Annotated in this window: 18 protein-coding genes and 1 tRNA gene; 3 read left to right on the top strand and 16 right to left on the bottom strand. The window is 56.4% G+C overall.

The annotated features are described in order from the left end of the window. Positions 1 to 41: 41 nt before the first annotated feature. Together rpsG and rpsL are read right to left on the bottom strand one after the other, a co-directional pair. Positions 42 to 512, bottom strand: coding sequence for a 30S ribosomal protein S7 (rpsG, locus tag RGAI101_RS15480; protein WP_008224920.1), 471 nt, complete (start codon positions 510 to 512; stop codon positions 42 to 44). Between the two features lie 164 nt (positions 513 to 676). Beyond that, complete coding sequence (rpsL, locus tag RGAI101_RS15475; RefSeq protein ID WP_005849863.1) at positions 677 to 1,048, bottom strand: 30S ribosomal protein S12; 372 nt, start codon at positions 1,046 to 1,048, stop codon at positions 677 to 679. 406 nt (positions 1,049 to 1,454) lie between these two features. Between rpsL and RGAI101_RS15470 the strand changes: the two genes are divergently transcribed. Both RGAI101_RS15470 and RGAI101_RS15465 read left to right on the top strand, forming a co-directional pair. Further along, positions 1,455 to 2,267: a putative rhamnosyl transferase gene (locus RGAI101_RS15470; RefSeq protein WP_037229701.1), complete on the top strand. Its 813-nt coding sequence runs from the start codon at positions 1,455 to 1,457 to the stop codon at positions 2,265 to 2,267. Beyond that, on the top strand, positions 2,264 to 3,073 hold the full coding sequence (locus RGAI101_RS15465; protein WP_037228481.1) for a putative rhamnosyl transferase: 810 nt from the start codon (positions 2,264 to 2,266) through the stop codon (positions 3,071 to 3,073). Before RGAI101_RS15470 ends, RGAI101_RS15465 begins: the two co-directional genes overlap by 4 nt. Here the strand turns inward: RGAI101_RS15465 and RGAI101_RS15460 are convergent. From RGAI101_RS15460 to rplJ, 5 genes are all read right to left on the bottom strand, one after another. Continuing rightward, a complete protein-coding gene (locus RGAI101_RS15460) occupies positions 3,054 to 3,941 on the bottom strand; it encodes a DMT family transporter (protein ID WP_008227768.1) in 888 nt (295 codons plus the stop codon). The two genes, RGAI101_RS15465 and RGAI101_RS15460, sit on opposite strands and share 20 nt — an antisense overlap. Positions 3,942 to 4,157: 216 nt before the next feature. Further along, a complete protein-coding gene (rpoC, locus tag RGAI101_RS15455) occupies positions 4,158 to 8,405 on the bottom strand; it encodes a DNA-directed RNA polymerase subunit beta' (protein ID WP_008227776.1) in 4,248 nt (1,415 codons plus the stop codon). Positions 8,406 to 8,499: 94 nt separating this feature from the next. Further along, positions 8,500 to 12,636, bottom strand: coding sequence for a DNA-directed RNA polymerase subunit beta (gene rpoB / locus RGAI101_RS15450; protein WP_008226966.1), 4,137 nt, complete (start codon positions 12,634 to 12,636; stop codon positions 8,500 to 8,502). Positions 12,637 to 12,922: 286 nt separating this feature from the next. After that, on the bottom strand, positions 12,923 to 13,294 hold the full coding sequence (gene rplL, locus RGAI101_RS15445) for a 50S ribosomal protein L7/L12 (protein ID WP_008225443.1): 372 nt from the start codon (positions 13,292 to 13,294) through the stop codon (positions 12,923 to 12,925). A 74-nt stretch (positions 13,295 to 13,368) separates the two neighbouring features. Further along, positions 13,369 to 13,884 carry a 50S ribosomal protein L10 gene (gene rplJ / locus RGAI101_RS15440; protein ID WP_037228479.1) on the bottom strand — a complete coding sequence of 172 codons (516 nt, stop codon included), beginning with the start codon at positions 13,882 to 13,884 and terminating at the stop codon, positions 13,369 to 13,371. Positions 13,885 to 14,343: 459 nt separating this feature from the next. Here rplJ and RGAI101_RS15435 point away from each other — a divergent pair, with 459 nt between their 5' ends. Next, positions 14,344 to 15,144 (top strand): hypothetical protein, encoded by an 801-nt coding sequence (locus RGAI101_RS15435; RefSeq protein WP_008228477.1) that lies wholly within the window; start codon positions 14,344 to 14,346, stop codon positions 15,142 to 15,144. Positions 15,145 to 15,196: 52 nt separating this feature from the next. Here RGAI101_RS15435 and RGAI101_RS15430 read toward each other — a convergent pair whose 3' ends face one another. The 9 genes from RGAI101_RS15430 to RGAI101_RS22630 form a co-directional block, all read right to left on the bottom strand. After that, the gene (locus tag RGAI101_RS15430) at positions 15,197 to 15,931 is read right to left on the bottom strand and encodes a CatB-related O-acetyltransferase (RefSeq protein ID WP_008228240.1); all 735 of its coding nucleotides are present in this window, start codon (positions 15,929 to 15,931) and stop codon (positions 15,197 to 15,199) included. Positions 15,932 to 16,116: 185 nt separating this feature from the next. Then, entirely contained in the window at positions 16,117 to 16,815 is a 699-nt protein-coding gene (gene rplA / locus RGAI101_RS15425) for a 50S ribosomal protein L1 (RefSeq protein WP_008229283.1), read from the bottom strand. A 1-nt stretch (position 16,816) separates the two neighbouring features. After that, complete coding sequence (gene rplK, locus RGAI101_RS15420) at positions 16,817 to 17,242, bottom strand: 50S ribosomal protein L11 (RefSeq protein ID WP_037228475.1); 426 nt, start codon at positions 17,240 to 17,242, stop codon at positions 16,817 to 16,819. 158 nt (positions 17,243 to 17,400) lie between these two features. After that, complete coding sequence (gene nusG / locus RGAI101_RS15415) at positions 17,401 to 17,934, bottom strand: transcription termination/antitermination protein NusG (RefSeq protein ID WP_008226363.1); 534 nt, start codon at positions 17,932 to 17,934, stop codon at positions 17,401 to 17,403. Positions 17,935 to 18,143: 209 nt separating this feature from the next. Continuing rightward, positions 18,144 to 18,341 carry a preprotein translocase subunit SecE gene (gene secE / locus RGAI101_RS15410; protein ID WP_008225799.1) on the bottom strand — a complete coding sequence of 66 codons (198 nt, stop codon included), beginning with the start codon at positions 18,339 to 18,341 and terminating at the stop codon, positions 18,144 to 18,146. A gap of 24 nt (positions 18,342 to 18,365) precedes the next feature. Continuing rightward, positions 18,366 to 19,115 (bottom strand): hypothetical protein, encoded by a 750-nt coding sequence (locus RGAI101_RS15405; protein ID WP_008226658.1) that lies wholly within the window; start codon positions 19,113 to 19,115, stop codon positions 18,366 to 18,368. A 304-nt stretch (positions 19,116 to 19,419) separates the two neighbouring features. Further along, positions 19,420 to 19,495: transfer RNA gene (locus RGAI101_RS15400), tRNA-Trp, on the bottom strand. A 73-nt stretch (positions 19,496 to 19,568) separates the two neighbouring features. Then, entirely contained in the window at positions 19,569 to 20,060 is a 492-nt protein-coding gene (locus RGAI101_RS15395) for a GNAT family N-acetyltransferase (RefSeq protein ID WP_008227209.1), read from the bottom strand. Between the two features lie 123 nt (positions 20,061 to 20,183). After that, positions 20,184 to 20,275 (bottom strand): hypothetical protein (locus RGAI101_RS22630; RefSeq protein ID WP_217624939.1); only part of this gene is annotated, 92 nt, incomplete at its 5' end.

Below are 20,275 nucleotides of genomic sequence, written 5' to 3'. Positions count from 1 at the left end.
CCATGATGGGACGCGACGGGGGGCGATGTATGCCGCCCGATTTACCAGCGGTAGTGGCTGAACGCTTTGTTGGCGTCGGCCATCTTGTGCGTATCTTCGCGCTTTTTCACAGCAGTGCCGCGGGACTGAACAGCATCCATCAGCTCGCCTGCAAGGCGCTCTTCCATTGTGTTCTCGTTGCGCGAACGCGATGCTTTGATCAACCAGCGAATCGCCAGCGCTTCGCGGCGCTCGGGGCGAACTTCGACGGGCACCTGATAGGTCGCACCACCAACGCGGCGCGAACGCACCTCGACGGATGGTTTGATGTTATCCAGCGCTTCGTGGAAAACCTCGATGGGCGCGCGTTTGATCTTGTCTTCAACGCGGGTCATCGCGTTGTACACGATACGCTCTGCGACCGACTTCTTGCCGTCGATCATCAGGTTGTTCATGAACTTTGTAAGGACCAGATCGCCATACTTGGCATCTGGCAGGACTTCGCGTTTTTCAGCGGCGTGACGACGTGACATTTAAGGCTCCTAATTATCTCGTGCCAAGGTTGTCTTGCGGCATGTGTCTGGTGCGTCCTGCACCAGCGCTGCATTGCCTTGTCTCAACCCCAGCTCAACCCCCGAAGGGAAAGTATGCTGGACGGCATCGGGCGTGGTCCGACCAAGCCCGATGCCCACCCAAATTATTTTGGCTTCTTTGCACCATACTTGGAGCGACGCTGCTTACGGTCTTTGACGCCCTGGGTATCCAGAACACCGCGCAGGATGTGGTAACGCACACCGGGAAGGTCTTTTACGCGACCGCCGCGAATCAGGACAACAGAGTGTTCCTGAAGGTTGTGCGATTCACCCGGAATATAGCTGATAACTTCGAAACCGTTGGTCAGGCGCACCTTGGCAACCTTACGCATGGCCGAGTTCGGCTTTTTAGGTGTTGTTGTATAAACACGTGTACAAACGCCGCGCTTTTGCGGGCATTCCTGCAGGTGCATGGATTTCGAACGTTTGATTTTAGGCTGGCGCGGTTTGCGGATCAGCTGCTGGATCGTTGGCATTCCGGTATTATCCCCGTTTAGCTCACATATGTGGTGCAGCGGGGCGAACCCCAATGCGGTTAAATTTCGGCCCCTTCACGCGTCCGCAAAGCTGTTTCTGTTCCACGCACCTTGCGCAAAGCAAAATCACCGCAGCGTTTCCGTACCGAGGAAAACGAGGCGGTGGGGTAACAGAGGATCGAGTCAGCATTAGACCGGATCGTGACCACTAGAGTTATGATTTCGGCAAAGCAGGGCGACCCCCACATCCGAGATATTGGGCGTATAGGCAGTTGCGCGCCCGCTGTCAACAGGACCAACACGAATGCGCTACGATACACAGGTCGGGGGAATTGCGGCTTGCAATATTGGCCTGCCGCCCATCATATTTAGCCGGTTCATCCGCGTCTTCAAGGGCCCCTGTCATATGCAAATTATCGGTCTGTGCCGCTTTTCCTATCCTGCGCTTGGCGGGTTTCAGGTCGGCCATGACACGATAGAGGACCGTATCGCCTATCTGTATAATGACGCCCGCCTTGAGGAACGCTTTCGGCTGTTTGAAACCGTGGCGTTGCCCTGCCTGGTGGCGCAGACCGACCCGGATTTTGAACTGATCGTCGTCATCGGCGACACCCTGCCCCGGCGTCATCTGGACCGTCTGCGCGATATTCTTGCGGCCCTCCCCCAAGCGCGCATCCAAAGCGAACCACCGCGTCAGCACCGCGAGGTGATGAAAGAAGTCCTGAACAATGCCCGCGACCGCACCTTGCCCTGCCTGCAATTCCGGTTTGACGATGACGACGCCGTGGCCGTCGACTTTGTCGAACGGCTGCGCGCCGCGACCGATGATTGCTTTGCCCTGACCCAGCAGCACCGCACGATCGCGTTTGACTGGAATCGCGGCTTGATCGCTGAATATGGCCCCGATGGCATCGCCGCGACCGAGGTCTTTCGCCCCTTTGAAGTCGCAGCCTTGGGCATGTATGTGCGCGCCCGCTGTCCGCTGACCATCATGAACTACGCCCATAACAAGATTAACCGCTTCATGCCGACCGTCTCTTTTGACACCAAACATATGTTCGTGCGCGGGCACAACGCATCCAATGACAGCCGCCAGAAGGGCGAAAAACCTGCCAATGTGACCCCCCTGTCGCCCGAGACCGAAGATATGTTCCGCAGCCGCTTTGCCATCGACGCCGATGCCGTCCGACAAATCTTCAGCCGCACGGTAGCCCGATGAAGACCCTCGGCCTGTGTCGTTTTTCCTACGCTGGCGAAGGCGGGTTCAAGGTCGGACATGACGACTTTGCCGGGCTTGAACGTTTTCTTTATGATCCGGCCCGCATGGAAGAACGCTTTCGCCTGTTCGAGGCGATCACCCTGCCCGGCGTCGCGCGTCAGACTGATCCTGATTTCACCTTTCTGATCGTCACCGGCACCGGTTTTCAGCCCCACTATCTGGCCCGGCTTCAGGCGCTGACAGCCCAGATTCCGCAATGCGTTATCCGTCAATACCCCCCTGGTCCCCATCGGCGTGTGATGAGCAAGGCCATCAGAGCATGGCGCGGCGCGAATGACACCCCCTGCCTTCAGTTCCGATTGGATGATGACGACGCGATGGCGGTGACGTTTGTCGAGAAATTCAAACAGACCGCCTATGATCTGGCCCCGATCCGCGCGCGCCATCCGTCTGTGGCGGTCGATTTCAACCAAGGCTACGTTTACACCGCCGGCGCAGAGGGGGTGAAGCTCTGGCCGTATCACTACCCCTACTCCGCCATCGCGCTTGGCATGATCGTGGGCGCAGGGTCAGACGATACCATCATGAACCACGGCCATCAGAACCTGTGGAAGACCATGCCGACGATGACCTTCACCGGCGAGGATATGATGATGCGGGGGCACAACGACTTTAATGACAGCCGCCTGAAAGGCAAAAAGAACGTCTTCGACTACAAGGCGATGACCGACGAACAGGCGGCGCATATCCACGACACCTTTGGCATAGACGACGCCCGCGTGCGCGCTATTTTCTCAGCGCCGTAACGTGATACCGCGAAACTTTGCGTTCGCGGTAAAGCGTGAAAAGCCCCGTCGCCGCAACGATCCCTGCGCCGATCAACGTGGACGGCAAAGGCCAGTCACCGAAAACGAACCACCCCAAAATCAACGCGCATACAAGACCCGTATATCGGAAGGGCGCGATGAATGACACGTCACCCGTCCGCATGGTTTGCACGCTGAAATAATACCCCATCAGCACGAACACAGCCGCCGCCGCAATCGCCCACCAGTGGGTTGCGGACACGGGGGCCCAGGGGGTCGCCAGCTGCGCGAACGTGGAAAAAACAGTAACCGAAAGCACCGCCGCGAAAGTCACCGTCATGGACGGCACGGTTTTTGACAGCCGCCGTGTGCTCAAATCACGGATTGTGACGAAAAGTACCGCTATCAGCGCGTAAACCGACCATACGTTAAACCCGTCGGTGCCGGGTTTAACGATTAGCATCACCCCCATGAACCCGACGAGGATCGCGGACAGCCGTTTCCAGCCCACAGGTTCCCGATAAAAGAGCGCCGCCCCCAATGTAACTGTCAACGGCAGCGATTGTAGAATGGCGCTTAGATTGGCGAGCGGCATATTGAACAACGCGGTCACAAAGAAAAAACTGGCTGCCACTTCGGACCCTGACCGGATCGCGACCAACTTCCAATCCCTGCGGCTTAGCCTGAAATGCATCGGGCCCAGTCGGCCCCACAAAAGCAAAATCAACGAGATCGAAATGAGGCCGCGCAAAAACAATAACTGAAACAGGGGCACCGCACCGCCAGTCGTCTTTGTCATCGTATCATTCAGCGTGAACGCCGCCATGGAGCCCACCATAAACAATGCTCCGATCAGGTTTGGCGACATGGGCAGACTTTCATTTAGATGCAATTGCACGGACTATTGCCCCAAAGCCGCAGCAAGCACCACCCAATCCTGACACTTCGCAGGATATACTTATCAAGCCGTCAGCTTGCAGCATTTCTAATGCTTGCCACCTGCCCGGGTTTCGCAACAGCACTCACAAAAAAGCCCCCGCCAATCTCTTGGCGGGGGCTTTTGATTTTTAGCTTGGATCAAAGATCAGCTGCGGCTCTCGTCGTCATCATTGACGGTGTTGAACACATCACCACCGACCACGTCATCGGAAGTAACCGCGGGTGCCGCCAGACGGGCTGCAATCTCGGCTTCTTCGCGACGGGCCTCGATGACCACGTTATCACGATCAAACGCGACTTTGCGCATCTGCTGGGTCGCCCCACCGGTACCGGCCGGGATCAGACGGCCAACGATAACGTTTTCCTTCAGACCGACCAGCTTGTCGCGCTTGCCCTGAACCGATGCTTCGGTCAGCACGCGCGTGGTTTCCTGGAACGATGCCGCCGAGATAAAGCTGCGGGTTTGCAGGCTTGCCTTGGTGATACCCAGAAGGATCGGTTCGCCCGTTGCCGGACGGCCACCTTTGGAAATCGCCTTTTCGCAGGCTTGGTCAAACTCTTGCTTGTCGACGTGTTCGCCTTTCAGCAGCGTGGTATCGCCGCTGTCCTGGACTTCCCACTTTTGCAGCATCTGACGCACGATAACTTCGATGTGCTTATCGTTGATCTTAACGCCTTGCAGACGGTAAACATCCTGCACCTCGTCGATCATGTAGTCGGCCAAAGCCTCTACACCCATGATCGCAAGGATGTCGTGCGGTGCCGGGTTACCGTCCATGATGTAATCGCCCTTCTGGACAAAGTCACCTTCCGCAACCGGGATGTGCTTGCCCTTGGGCACCATGTATTCGACCTTGTAATCCGGATCCTCGGAGGACTCGATCGAGATGCGGCGCTTGTTCTTGTAGTCTTTGCCGTAACGCACGTAACCGTCGATTTCCGCGATGATGGCGTGGTCTTTGGGGCGACGTGCCTCAAAGAGTTCGGCCACACGTGGCAGACCACCAGTAATGTCCTTGGTCTTGGCACCTTCGCGCGGGATACGCGCAACGATGTCACCGGCCTTGATTTCGGTCTGATCCTCAACGGACAGAACGGCATCAACGGACATTGGGTAGGTCACCGGGTTGCCCGCATCGTTGCGGACCGGCTCGCCATCGGCATCAAGGATCATGACTTCTGGCTTCAACTCGTTGCCTTTGGGGGCAGCGCGCCAGTCGATCACGATCTTCTGGGTCATGCCTGTCGCATCATCTGTTTCATCCTTGACCGCGATCCCCGACACGAGGTCGACGAACTTGGTCACACCGGATTTCTCGGCTATGATCGGCAGCGTGTACGGATCCCATTCAAACAGCTTGTCGCCGCGCAAGACCGACTGGCCTTCCTTGACGAACAGCTTGGTACCGTAGCCGACCTTGTGGTTGGCACGTTCGTCACCGTTGTCATCCACGATCGACAGCTTCATGTTCCGGCCCATGACCATGATGTCGCCAGCGGCGTTCTCAAGGGTCATGGCGTTTTCGAACACGACCTTACCGGGCTGCGATGCCTCAAGGAAGGACTGCTGGCCCCCTTGTGCAACACCACCGATGTGGAAGGTACGCATGGTCAGCTGCGTGCCGGGTTCACCGATCGACTGTGCGGCGATGATACCGACAGCTTCACCCTGGTTCACCAGCGTACCACGTGCAAGGTCACGACCGTAACACATGGCGCAAACACCCTCTTCGGCCTCGCAGGTCAGCGGGCTGCGGATGCGTGCAGACAAGACGACTGCCTCGTCCACGATATCCGCCAGACGTTCGTCGATGATGGTCTGTGCAGGTACCAGCACTTCGTCTGTGCCCGGACGCAGGATGTCCTCGGCCGCAACACGGCCCAACAGACGTTCGGCCAGCGACGACACGACTTCACCGTCATTCACGGCGGCTTCTGCCGTGATCGCGACATCCGTACCACAGTCATGCATACGAACGATGCAATCCTGTGCCACGTCCACCAGACGACGGGTCAGATACCCCGAGTTCGCTGTCTTCAAAGCGGTATCCGAAAGACCCTTACGGGCACCGTGGGTGGAGTTGAAGTACTCCAGAACGGTCAGACCTTCCTTAAAGTTCGAGATAATCGGCGTCTCGATGATGTCGCCATTCGGCTTCGCCATCAGACCGCGCATCCCGCCCAGCTGTTTCATCTGCGTAACCGAACCACGCGCACCGGAGTGGGCCATCATATAGACCGAGTTCGGTTCGTTTTCAGAGCCGTTTTCGCCGTAGGTCGTGGCGGAAATGGCACCCATCATCGCATCGGTGACCTTGTCGTTACACTTTGACCATGCATCGACGACTTTGTTGTACTTTTCACCCTGAGTGATCAGGCCGTCCATGTACTGCTGTTCAAAGTCTTTCACCTGATCACGGGTTTCTTCAACCAGTGGCCATTTGCTGTCGGGGATCAGCATGTCGTCCTTACCGAACGAAATACCTGCCTTGAAGGCTTCGCGGAAACCCATTGTCATGATCTGATCGCAGAAGATGACGGATTCTTTCTGGCCGCAATAACGGTAAACCGTATCGATGACCTGCTGCACTTCTTTCTTGCGCAGCAGACGGTTGACCAGATCAAACGGTGCTTTCGCGTTCAAAGGCAACAGCGCGCCAAGGCGGATACGGCCCGGCGTGGTGTCGAAACGCTTGTAAACTTCGTTACCTTCGCCATCGATCTGCTTGATCCGCGCTTTGATCTTGGAGTGCAGGTGAACGACACCGGCATCCAGCGCCTGCTGCACTTCGTCAACAGACCCAAAGACCATGCCTTCGCCAACCATGCCGTCACGCTCGAGAGTCGTGTAGTACAGACCCAAGATCATGTCCTGCGATGGAACGATGATCGGCGCACCGTTTGCAGGGGACAGAACGTTGTTCGTCGACATCATCAGAACGCGTGCTTCAAGCTGGGCTTCCAGCGAAAGCGGCACGTGAACAGCCATCTGGTCGCCGTCAAAGTCAGCGTTGAAAGCGGAACAAACCAGCGGGTGCAGCTGAATGGCCTTACCTTCGATCAGAACCGGTTCGAACGCCTGAATGCCCAGACGGTGCAAGGTAGGCGCACGGTTCAGCATGACGGGGTGTTCGCGAATAACCTCATCCAGGATATCCCAGACTTCGGGACGCTCTTTTTCAACCAGCTTCTTGGCTTGCTTAACAGTCGAAGACAGACCTTTGGCCTCAAGACGCGAATAGATGAACGGCTTGAACAGTTCGAGCGCCATCTTTTTCGGCAAACCGCACTGGTGCAGTTTGAGTTCCGGACCGGTCACGATGACCGAACGACCGGAGAAGTCGACGCGCTTACCCAAAAGGTTCTGACGGAAGCGACCCTGCTTACCCTTCAGCATGTCGGACAGCGATTTCAACGGACGCTTGTTGGCACCCGTGATCACGCGACCACGACGGCCGTTATCGAACAACGCATCGACAGATTCCTGCAACATACGCTTTTCGTTACGCACGATGATATCGGGCGCACGCAATTCGATCAGACGCTTCAGACGGTTGTTCCGGTTGATCACGCGGCGATACAGGTCGTTAAGGTCAGACGTCGCAAAGCGGCCACCGTCCAGCGGCACCAGCGGGCGCAGTTCTGGCGGGATGACCGGAATGACGGTCATGACCATCCACTCGGGCCGGTTGCCGGACTCGAGGAAGGATTCAACGACTTTCAGACGCTTGATGATCTTCTTTGGCTTCAATTCGCCGGTCGCCTCTTTCAGATCCGCACGCAGCGTGTCTGCTTCGGCTTCAAGGTCGATCGCAGCCAGCATTTCGCGGATCGCTTCGGCACCGATGTTGGCGGTGAACGCGTCCATGCCATAGGCGTCCTGAGCGTCCATGAACTCTTCTTCGGTCATCATCTGACCGTAGGTAAGATCGGTAAGGCCCGGTTCGATCACGACATAGTTTTCGAAATACAGCACACGTTCCAGATCGCGCAGGGTCATGTCCAGCATCAGGCCGATCCGCGACGGAAGCGACTTGAGGAACCAGATGTGCGCAACGGGCGACGCCAGTTCGATGTGGCCCATCCGTTCACGGCGGACCTTTTGCAGCGTTACTTCGACGCCGCATTTTTCGCAGACAACGCCGCGATATTTCATGCGCTTGTACTTACCGCACAGGCATTCATAGTCCTTGATCGGGCCAAAAATACGCGCACAGAACAGACCGTCACGCTCTGGCTTGAACGTGCGATAGTTGATGGTTTCTGGTTTTTTGATTTCACCGAACGACCACGACAAGATACGCTCTGGCGACGCCAGCGATACCTTGATCTCGTCAAACGTCTTCATAGGCGCGACGGGGTTGAACGGGTTGTTTGTCAGTTCCTGGTTCATCTTAAATCCTTAGATTAATCTCGAAAGCGAAAGGAGGGGGCCCGATTTTTTCGAAAAAATCGGGCCGGAATTTTAGAAAATTCCGGCGATGCCCTTACTCGTCTTCCTCCGCATCCAGGAGTTCCATATTCAGGCCAAGGCCACGGACTTCTTTGACAAGAACGTTGAACGATTCCGGAATACCGGCTTCGAAGTTGTCCTCGCCTTTGACGATGCTTTCATAGACCTTCGTACGGCCTGCAACGTCATCCGATTTAACGGTCAGCATTTCCTGCAGGGTGTATGCAGCGCCATAGGCTTCAAGTGCCCAGACCTCCATCTCACCAAAGCGCTGACCACCGAACTGCGCTTTACCGCCCAATGGCTGCTGGGTGACCAGCGAGTATGGACCGGTGGAACGCGCGTGGATCTTGTCATCCACAAGGTGGTGCAGTTTCAGCAGGTATTTGACGCCAACGGTCACGGGGCGGGCAAACTGCTCGCCTGTGCGGCCGTCGAACAGCACCGACTGACCCGAGGTATCGAACCCGGCCCGTGTCAAACTGTCGTTCACGTCTGCTTCCTTGGCACCATCGAAAACCGGCGTCGCGATTGGCACGCCGCGGGTCACGTTGCCCGCCACTTCCAACAACGTCGCTTCGTCCATGCCGGCAATGCCTTCTTCGTAGACATCTTCGCCATAGGCGTGGCTCATTGCTTCGCGAACAGGTGTCAAATCGCCGGAGCGCTTATATTCCTGAAGCGCCTCGTCGATGTTGATCCCCAAGCCGCGCGCAGCCCAACCCATGTGGGTTTCGAGGATCTGACCAACGTTCATACGCGATGGAACGCCCAACGGGTTCAAACAGAAGTCAACCGGCGTACCATCCGCGAGGAATGGCATGTCTTCCATCGGAACGACCTTGGAAATAACACCCTTGTTACCGTGACGACCGGCCATTTTATCGCCCGGTTGCAGCTTGCGCTTCACCGCCACGAAGACTTTGACCATTTTCATCACGCCTGGGGGCAAATCGTCGCCACGACGTACTTTTTCGACTTTGTCCTCGAACCGTGCATCCAAGGTCCGCTTCTGGATCTCGTATTGCTCGTTCAGGGCTTCGACGATCTTGGCGTCATCTTCATCCGCCAGGGCCAACTGCCACCACTGACCGCGAGACAAGGTTGCCAGCAGGTCTTCGGTGATTTCCGAGTTCGACTTGACGCCTTTCGGACCTTTTACAGCGGTCTTGCCGATGATCATCGACTGCAAACGCGCGTAGATGTTGCGATCAAGAATGCCGAGTTCGTCATCCCGGTCGCGGGCAAGACGTTCGACTTCTTCACGTTCGATCTGCAGGGCACGTTCGTCTTTTTCAACGCCGTGACGGTTAAAGACGCGGACTTCGACGACTGTACCGAAATCACCCGGCTTGACCCGCAAGGACGTATCACGCACGTCGGATGCTTTTTCACCAAAGATGGCGCGCAGCAGTTTTTCTTCTGGCGTCATCGGGCTTTCGCCCTTTGGTGTGATCTTACCGACCAGAATGTCACCCGGTTCAACATCCGCGCCGATGTAAACGATGCCCGCCTCGTCGAGGTTGCGCAGCGCTTCTTCACCAACGTTGGGAATGTCGCGTGTAATTTCCTCTGGCCCAAGCTTTGTATCGCGTGCCGCCACTTCGAATTCTTCGATGTGGATGGACGTAAACACGTCATCGCGCGAAACCCGCTCTGAGATCAGGATGGAGTCTTCGTAGTTGTAGCCGTTCCAAGGCATAAACGCGACGATCACGTTCTTACCAAGCGCCAGTTCACCCATGTCGGTCGACGGACCGTCAGCGATAACCTGACCTTTAACCACCGTGTCGCCCACTTTCACCAGCGGACGCTGGTTAATACAGGTGTTCTGGTTGGAACGCTGGAACTTGCGCATGCGGTAGATGTCTACCCCTGCGTCGCCCAGCTCAAGGTCTTCGGTCGCGCGCAAAACAATGCGCGATGCATCGACCTGGTCGATGATGCCGCCACGCTTGGCCATATAGGCCGCGCCGGAATCCCGTGCAACGACTTCTTCGATACCGGTCCCGACCAGCGGTGCTTCGGCTTGAAGCAAAGGCACAGCCTGACGTTGCATGTTCGAGCCCATCAAGGCCCTGTTCGCATCGTCATTTTCCAGGAACGGGATCAGCGATGCCGCAACCGACACCAACTGCTTTGGCGAAACGTCGATCAGGTCAACATTTTCGGACGGCGACAGGGTATAGTCACCGGATTTCCGCGTCGAAACCAGATCATTGACGAACTTCATGTTCTCATCAAGGTTCGCGTTGGCCTGCGCCACAGTGTGACGCATTTCTTCGGTCGCCGACATGTACTGCACGTCATCGGAAACCACACCGTTCGATACCTTGCGGTAGGGCGTTTCGATAAAGCCGTACTTGTTCACGCGGGCAAAAGTCGCCAGCGAGTTGATCAGACCGATGTTCGGACCTTCAGGCGTTTCAATCGGACACATCCGGCCATAGTGGGTCGGGTGAACGTCGCGTACCTCAAAGCCTGCGCGTTCGCGTGTCAGACCACCTGGTCCAAGCGCGGACAGGCGACGCTTGTGCGTAACCTCGGACAGCGGGTTGGTTTGGTCCATGAACTGCGACAGCTGCGAAGAGCCGAAGAATTCACGCACCGCAGCCGCTGCCGGCTTGGCGTTGATCAAGTCCTGGGGCATGACGGTGTCGATTTCGACCGAGGACATACGTTCCTTGATCGCGCGTTCCATACGCAGCAAACCAACGCGGTACTGGTTTTCCATCAGTTCGCCAACGGAGCGCACACGACGGTTACCAAGGTGGTCAATATCGTCGATGTCGCCACGGCCGTCGCGCAGATCGACCAGTGCCTTGATGCAGGATACGATGTCATCGCGGTCCAGCGTGCGCTGCGTGTCTTCCTTGTCCAGCGCAAGACGCATGTTCATCTTAACACGGCCAACCGCGGACAGGTCATAGCGTTCGCCATCAAAGAACAACGTGTCGAAAAGGTTCGACGCGGCCTCGACTGTGGGCGGCTCGCCCGGACGCATGACGCGGTAGATGTCCATGAGCGCGGTGTCGCGGTTCATGTTCTTATCCATCGCCATGGTGTTGCGCATGTACGGGCCGACATTGATGTTGTCGATGTCCAAGAGTGGGATCTCGGTTATACCGGCATCAACCAGTTCTTTGGCCGTGCCGCCGATCAGTGTGCCGTCCTTGTCGTATTCCAACGTCATCTCGTCGCCGGCTTCGACATAGATCGCACCGGTTTCTTCGTTGATGATGTCGCGTGCCGCAAATTTGCCGACAATGTGCTCGAATGGTAGAACCAGTTCGCTCACCTTGCCCTCATCGACCAGCTGCTTGACGGCGCGTGGCGTTACTTTCTTGCCCTTTTCGAACAAGACTTCGCCGGTTGCGGCATCGATCAAATCGTAGGTCGGGCGGGTGCCACGGACACGGTCCGGATAGAATGGTGCGACCCAGCCTTCGCCAGCTTTCAGCGTATAGGTGACGGTGTCATAATACGCGTCCATGATCGCTTCCTGGTCAAGACCAAGCGCGTAGAGCAATGTCGTGACAGGCAATTTACGACGACGGTCAATCCGGGCAAAGACGATGTCTTTGGCATCGAATTCGAAATCCAGCCAGGAACCGCGGTAAGGAATGATGCGGCAGGCAAACAAAAGCTTGCCCGAAGAGTGTGTCTTGCCCTTGTCGTGGTCAAAGAACACACCGGGAGACCGGTGCATCTGGCTGACGATCACGCGTTCGGTCCCGTTCACGACAAATGTGCCGTTCGGGGTCATCAAAGGCATGTCGCCCATGAATACGTCTTGTTCCTTGATGTCCTTGACCGACTTCGCGCCTGTGTCTTCGTCAACATCAAACACGATGAGGCGCAGCGTCACCTTCAGGGGCGCGGCGTAGGTCATGTCACGTTGCTGACATTCCTCGACATCGTATTTCGGTTTTTCAAGCTCGTACTTGACGTACTCAAGAACGGAGGTCTCGTTGAAGTCCTTGATCGGGAATACCGACTGGAAGACGCCCTGAATGCCGTCGCCATCTGTCGGTGTTTCCGCATCGCCGGAGCGCAGGAACAAATCATATGAGGATTTCTGAACCTCAATCAGGTTCGGCATCTCCAGAACTTCACGGATTTTGCCATAGTATTTACGTAGACGTTTCTGGCCAAGGAAGGATTGCGCCATGTGTCATGTCACCTTTCGTGTCTCTTGCCGAGCACGCCATCACCGGGGCCGTGATGCGCGCCCATAAGAGCGGTAAATCCTGGTCAATTCTTGAGACACGTCCCACCGCACCTCTTCCGACCCTTAGGACCTATCCAGAGAAGCATTTCAGCCGAAATACTTGTCAAAACAGATCAGGCTGGACAGGGAATATCCCCATCCAGCCTTGTATTTTACGGGCTGCCCCGGAATTTTCAAAAATTCCGGTCCGACTTTTGCAAAAAAATCGGCACCCAGATCGAATGGCTTACGCCAGCTCGACCTCTGCGCCAGCTGCTTCCAGCTTGGCTTTTACTTCTTCGGCTTCGGCTTTGTCGACGCCTTCTTTGATCTTGCCGCCGGCTTCGACCAGATCCTTGGCTTCTTTCAGGCCAAGACCGGTGATGCCGCGAACTTCTTTGATCACGTTGATTTTGGATGCGCCGGCGTTCTTCAGAACGACGTCGAATTCAGTTTTCTCTTCGGCAGAAGCGCCTGCATCGGCAGGGCCAGCCATCATCACTGCGCCGCCAGCGGCGGGCTCGATGCCATACTCGTCTTTGAGGATGGTTTTCAGTTCTTGTGCTTCAAGCAGTGTCAGACCAACGATGTCTTCTGCCAGTTTTTTCAGATCAGCCATGTTCAGCTCTTTCCGTTAACGATATGTGTGTTCCAACGCGAGTGTACAACCCTGCGCCGGCTTGACGATGTTGCTTACGCAGCCGCCTTGTCCTCGATCGTGGACAAGATGGATGCGATATTGCTTGCAGGTGCGCCAATGGCCCCAGCGATGTTGGAAGCAGGTGCGCCCAGCATGCCCGCGATTGTGGCGATAAGTTCGTCACGCGAAGGCATTTTGGACACGGCTTCGACACCGGCGGCGTCCAATACGTTCTCACCCATTGCACCACCGAGAATCACAAACTTTTGATTCTCTTTGGCGAAATCCTGGGCCACCCTGGCTGCTGCCACGGGGTCTTCGGAATAGGTCAGAACGGTCATACCCGTCAGGAGATCAGCAATGCTTTCGCAGGGCTTTCCATCAAGGGCAATTTTGGCGAGCCTGTTTTTGGCAACACGCACGGCCCCGCCCGCAGCGCGAGCGCGCGCACGAAGGTCCTGCATCTCAGCAACTGTCAGGCCGACGTAGTGGCTAACCACAACGACGCCAGAGCTTTCAAAGATTTGGCCGAGCTCGTCGACCAACTGTTCTTTCTGGGCTCTATCCACAGTTTTACTCCAAATCTGGGGGTTACCCCCCGGCTCAATTAAGTTTGCTTACGCAAACAGTCTTGGTCCATTTTACGGGAATAAGCCAAAATGCCCTCACGCTTGCGCGCTCGGTAATTCTAACGTCTCCCATCTCGGAAAGGAAATTAAGGCTTTAGGCCACCCTTCGTCTCGGACAGAAGACTCACCCGCAGAAACTGCAGGTGAATCGAGGGCCTCTATATAAAGAGTTTTCACCGATGCCAAGGGGCAATCCAGCTATTTCAGCCACAGCGTGGCCGCTTTTGCAACCGCGTTCATTTTCGACCCGTTAATATATGGACGCGAACAGCATATCTTTGGGCAAGCAATCTCGGGGCTTGGGCTGAGGATAGCCATCCCCGCGCCAGCCTCACTTGATTTTACCGGCCGCTTGCACGTAAACATAACACCATTTTGCCCCTTGGATGGATTAACCCCATGACGACGACCGACATGTCCGAAGCGGCGCTAAGGCGGTCTTTGCCCGTCTTTGTAAACTCGTTCAATCAACTGACGTATCTGCGCGACACGGTAAATTGGCTGCATGAACACGGGTTTCGAAACATAACCGTTCTCGACAATGCTTCGTGCTACGCGCCGCTGCTTGCCTATTTCGAGACGGATTCCTTCAAAAGTCGCGCCACCCTTGTGGCTTTGGGCGATAATATAGGTCCACGCAGATCGTTGCTGGAGGCGCAAAGGCGGATTGAGCCAAACGCCGCCTTCATCTTTACTGATCCCGACTTCTTGCTGCCAACACCACCTGACCCCCTGTTTATGACGCGGATGTTCGACTGGGGCCGTCGGTTTGAAAAGATCAAGGTCGGCCTGGCACTCGATGTTTCGGAAAGCGAGGATTTCAAGGACATTCGCTTGTCCGCTGCCTTCAACAACCGGACCATCCGAGAGTGGGAAAGAAAGTTCTGGCGGCACGCGTTGGAGGAAAATGTTTACGCGGCCGCTGTCGACACAACGTTTTTTCTGCATGTTCCATCGGATGATCCCGGGACCAGAACACTCGCAGAATATGGGAAGCGACAGGCACGCGTTCCAGCCTTGCGCATCGCTGGCCCGGGCTTCATCGCCAAGCATCGCCCCTGGTATGTCGATGATGGGCAAAGCGAAGAGGAACGCACATTCTACATCAATCAGGTCTCAAAACTCGCCACGTGGAGCAATGACGCGAAGAAGGCGATTGCAGCGAACCCTGACGACCAGAGCGATAAAACAGGTGCATAGCTTGAAAGCATGGCTCAACCGGCTGCCAGTGGGCGTCAGAATGATGCCCGGTTCAACCTGCACCTTGGGTTCGCAGCAAGTCGCGGAGAAGAAAACGATCTTCGGCCCTGGGCTGCAACTGGCCCTTTGCCAGCGCCGCCTCAAGCGCGACAGCGAACTGCACTGGCTGGTCCGGCTGTAGGGGAATGAGATCAGAGACCGAGTAGCGCCACCATTCCAGCTGCAAAAGGGCAGACGATAAATCGGGATCAAAGCGATGCCGGATAACACGCGCCGGCACCCCGCCCACAACCGCAAAAGGTGCCACGTCTTTCGTGACCAAAGCATCTGCCGCAATGATTGCACCGTCACCGATGCTGACCCCCTCCCTGATGCGAACAGTCTCTCCGATCCAGACGTCATTGCCGATCCGGACCTTGGCCGAAGGCGGCTCGAACGGGACCAGCAAATCGCCCTGCACCAAATCGCCCCCCCATTCACGAAACTTGCGGCGCTGATAGAAAACCGGGCTGGTCGAGGCTCGGTCCACAGGATGCGTATTGGTATAGGTCTGAAGGCCTCCCCCGATTGAACAGTAACGGCCAACGTATTCCACATGTCGGGCAAAGGAATGCGCGTAGCTGTAGGATCCAAGCGGCATGACCCCGCCTGCCGAATGGGTGGAATGCGCTTCAAGCCCATAGGCAGGTTCGGGAATGCGCAGGGTATCGGCGTCAGCCGGTGCGTTGATACGCACGCCTTTCTTGGCGAGCCACCGCAGTTGATCTTTTTTAAGATTGAGGCTCAAGAAAAACTTCTCTCTATGAAGGCGGACGTCTGGCCAGACGTTCGGGTCAGTTTGCGCTTTGTCCAGGGTGTCGGCAACCCCTTCAAGCTACCTCAGCGGATGGCAATAACGGCACCGCACGAAAAAGCCCCCCGCACCAAGGTACGGGGGGCCAAATCAAGATTAACGTTGATTTAAAAACCGCGTTACTCTGTAACAGCGTTGTCCACTTCAACGGTCACGCCCGGGCCCATTGTGGAGCTGAGCGCGATCTTTTTCATGTAAGTCCCTTTGGAACCTGTAGGCTTGGCTTTGGACACTGCGCCAACGAAGGCACGAATGTTTTCAGCCAGCTTGGCTTCGTCAAAGGACAGCTTGCCGATACCGGCATGCACAACGCCGCCTTTTTCAGCTTTGAACTGAACCTGACCGCCCTTGGCAGCTTCGACAGCTTCTTTGATGTCCATGGTCACTGTACCGATCTTAGGGTTCGGCATCAGGTTGCGTGGGCCAAGAACCTTACCAAGACGACCAACGATGGGCATCATGTCAGGTGTCGCGATGCAACGGTCAAAGTCGATCTTGCCGCCCTGAACCGCTTCCATCAGGTCTTCTGCGCCAACGATGTCGGCACCGGCTGCTGTGGCTTCCTCTGCTTTAGGACCACGGGCAAACACTGCAACACGTACAGTTTTGCCAGTGCCGTTTGGCAGGCCAACCACACCACGGACCATCTGGTCAGCGTGGCGCGGGTCAACACCGAGGTTCATGGCGATTTCGATGGTTTCATCAAATTTCGCGTTTGCGTTTGCCTTGATCAGCGTTACCGCTTCTTCAACCGACAGGTTTTCCTTGCCAACAAATGCTTCGCGTGCGGCGCGGGTGCGTTTTCCGAATTTTGCCATCTTACTTCACCTCAATGCCCATGGAGCGGGCGGAGCCCAGAATGATCTTCATCGCGGCTTCAACATCCACGGCGCTGAGATCGGCCATCTTCGCTTCTGCGATTTCACGCAGTTGCTTGGTGGTCACGGTGCCAACGGTTTCGCGGCTTGGTGTTTTCGCGCCGGAATTAATCTTGGCAGCTTTCTTCAGGTAATAGGACGCGGGAGGCGTCTTGATGTCCATGGTGAAGGACTTGTCCTGATAGTAGCTGATCACGGTCGGGCAAGGGGCACCTGGCTCCATGTCCGCTGTCTTGGCGTTGAACGCCTTGCAGAATTCCATGATGTTGATCCCGCGCTGACCCAATGCGGGGCCAACAGGTGGGGATGGGTTCGCTTGACCCGCTTTAACTTGCAACTTCATCGTACCGACGAGTTTCTTGGCCATTGGCCTTCTCCTTTGTTGTCGGTGGGTTTGCACCCACCCTAAGCAATCACAACGCGTTGTGATCGTTTTCTAGCGTGGTCCGGCTTGGCTGCGCGCAGCTTTGCCTCCCACAAACGAACGGTGTCGCCACCGCATGGCGGGTTGCCCCGCCGACCCGCTCAGACCTGTTTGTTGACCTGAGTGAATTCCAGTTCGACCGGGGTTTCCCGGCCAAAGATCGACACGGACACCTTGAGGCGCTGGTTCTCGTCGTCGACTTCTTCGATCATGCCGTCGAAATCTTCGAACGGACCGTCAGCAACCTTAACGCGCTCGCCCACTTCAAAGTGGATCAACGTGCGTGGTGCCTCTTCGCCCTCTTGGACGCGGCCCAGGATCGCGGTTACTTCGGCGTCGCGCATCGGCATCGGGCGCCCTTGTGGGCCCAGAAAACCTGTAACGCGGTTGATCGAGTTGATCAGGTGATAGCCACGGTCGGACATTTCCATATGCACCAGCACATAGCCCGGCATAAAGCGCCGCTCTGTCGTGACTTTCTTGCCGCGCCGAACTTCGATCACCTCTTCGGTGGGGACCAGTACTTCGTCGATCTGGTCCTCAAGCTCCTGCTCGGCGACCGTGGTGCGGATTTGTTCGGCAATCTTCTTTTCGAAGTTCGACAAAACACTGACCGAATACCATCTTTTCGCCATCTGAACTCTGGTCCCTGTCTTGCGATGCGCACATCTGCGGCATCAAATGTCTGTATGAACGCAGGCAACCGCCTGCCTTTCCTGAACAAAAAATCGGCGCGCAACTCGAATCGCAGCGCGCCCTTTGCCAGATTAGGATTGCGCAATAGCCCGCATATCCGAATGATTCAAGAGGCTGCGTGCGGTTTTGCGCCCGCCCGCCTGCGCAATCAGCCGAAGGCGGAAAGGATATACTGCAAACCGCCCCGGATCAAAATATCGACCACGGCGAAGAACACGGCCGTCAAGGCGGCAAGGATAAAGACCATCACCGTCGTCAGCATGACTTCGCGACGGGTAGGCCAAACGATCTTTGACACTTCGGAGCGCACTTGCTGAATGAACTGAAGCGGGTTTAGCGTGGCCATGAAGATATTCCTGTATGCAAACAATTATCGCGATGTATCCGCCCAATCGCGCAAATTCAAGGGCACAATCGCAGGGCTCTGTTGTGGCAGCACTGCCTGGCGTACCGCCGATGGGTCAATGCGCAGGTCAGTCGTGGCTTGGCCCTGCTTTGCCATGGCAGCCAAGTCGCTGATATCAGGTAAATACAATGCGGCCACCATGCGTTCCGGCATGCGGTCCAGCACGGCATCCAGGCGGACAGCGAATTGGTCGATGCTGTTACAGACATCTGCAGCGCGATCAGGATGGCGCGCGACGTAAGCGCGCGCAGGCTGCATGGCACGCTGCCAAAAGCCGTCGTATCCCAAGATCATGTAGGACGCCGCACAGGAACTTAACAAAAGCACCACCAGTGCAAGACCGAACAGGGGGTGCAGAAACAGGAACGTCCCACCCGCCACAGCCACTCCGCCCATAATAAACAGGCGCTTTGTCCCTGCTTTCCGCTCGTGCGTGATGGATTTGGGTTTTTGGGTGGACTTCGTTTCATCCGCCTGCCCAACCGGCATATCTGACACCTTGTCGGGCATCGTGTGCAGCTGCGGCTTAAGCGATGGCAAAGGACGCGCCTCGTGGCGCGGCATAGGGCCCGCTTTCAGCGCAAACGGTCGCATGGGGCGATGACCAACATCTTCAAAGCGCTCTCGATCCAACGCTTCTCTTGAAATCGTCTCGCGGACTGCATCAAAGACGGAATCATGGCCATCCTCATGCCGAATGGCTGTCTTCAGCATCTGCCGCACGTTGAAACCCCCATCAATCAGAGCCGTTACCCATGGCCCTGACGTAAAGTTCCGGCAAAGCAATGGCTGATTTATGGCTGTTTCGCGGCGCAGTCAGCGTCCGGCACGGGAAGAAAAAGCGCAGCTACCTCCAGCACAACACCCTGCCCCACATCGTTTCCGCAACGAATGAAAACCCAAACATTGGGGCAATCACCGGACAATACCTGGAGAGTATTATAATACGCAGGGGGAAGTTTGATCCGCCATCCAACCCGATCACCATCGGAAACTGCATGACCGTCATGAGTCTATTTGGCAGGGGCTGAGGGACTCGAACCCACGACCCTCGGTTTTGGAGACCGATGCTCTACCAACTGAGCTAAACCCCTATGCCGAGTGGTGAGGTAGTCTGAAACCGCGAGAGGATCAAGAGCATATACACCAATGGGGGGGAAAATCATTCTATGCGTGGCCCGGGCGGTGATGCTCCTGCTCTTTCACGACTGTTCCCCAGGCATCGCCTTCCATTTCCGAATACAGCTCAAAGCCAAAGCTGCGGTACAGATGCAAGGCAGGCTCCAGTCCCGCAAAGGTACGCAGCCACATGCGGCCTTGGGTGTGCGTTTCGGCGTGTTCGACCGCTTGCGCCATAAGCCTGCGGCCTATCCCGGTACCTCGGCAGCGATCCGCAGAGATAAACCACCTGACATGCGCACCGCGTGCACCGGATTCGGGGTCATTCAGGTCCAGAAACACCGAGGCGGCGACCCCGTCGGCGTCACGGGCGATCAGCACCAGATCCTGATCGGTTTTGCGCGCCGCGAACGCAGCCAACTGATGTGCGACCTTGGCCTCGAAGTAGGTCGTGAAACCCCAATGCGTGGCATAATGGGTCCCGTGCATCTGAATGATCTGACCAATCGCACCGGGAAAGAAATCTTTGGTAATGTCCATGATGGCCGCCTTTTGCTACGCGCACAGCCTAGCCCGGAGCCCCCTAAAAAAAAAAAGGCCGCCCCGGGGGTGGGGCGGCCTTCTTTGATGGGGCGCAGGGTGGGGGTGTCCCCACCTAACGGCTTATTCGTGGATCTTGGACACAACGCCCGCGCCAACAGTGCGGCCGCCTTCGCGGATCGCAAAGCGCAGACCGTCTTCCATCGCGATGGGGG

This window comes from Roseobacter sp. GAI101 (assembly GCF_000156335.1).
Taxonomy (GTDB): domain Bacteria; phylum Pseudomonadota; class Alphaproteobacteria; order Rhodobacterales; family Rhodobacteraceae; genus Sulfitobacter.
Note: the sequence above shows the minus strand (reverse complement) of the source record. Positions and strands in the feature narration are given on the sequence as shown.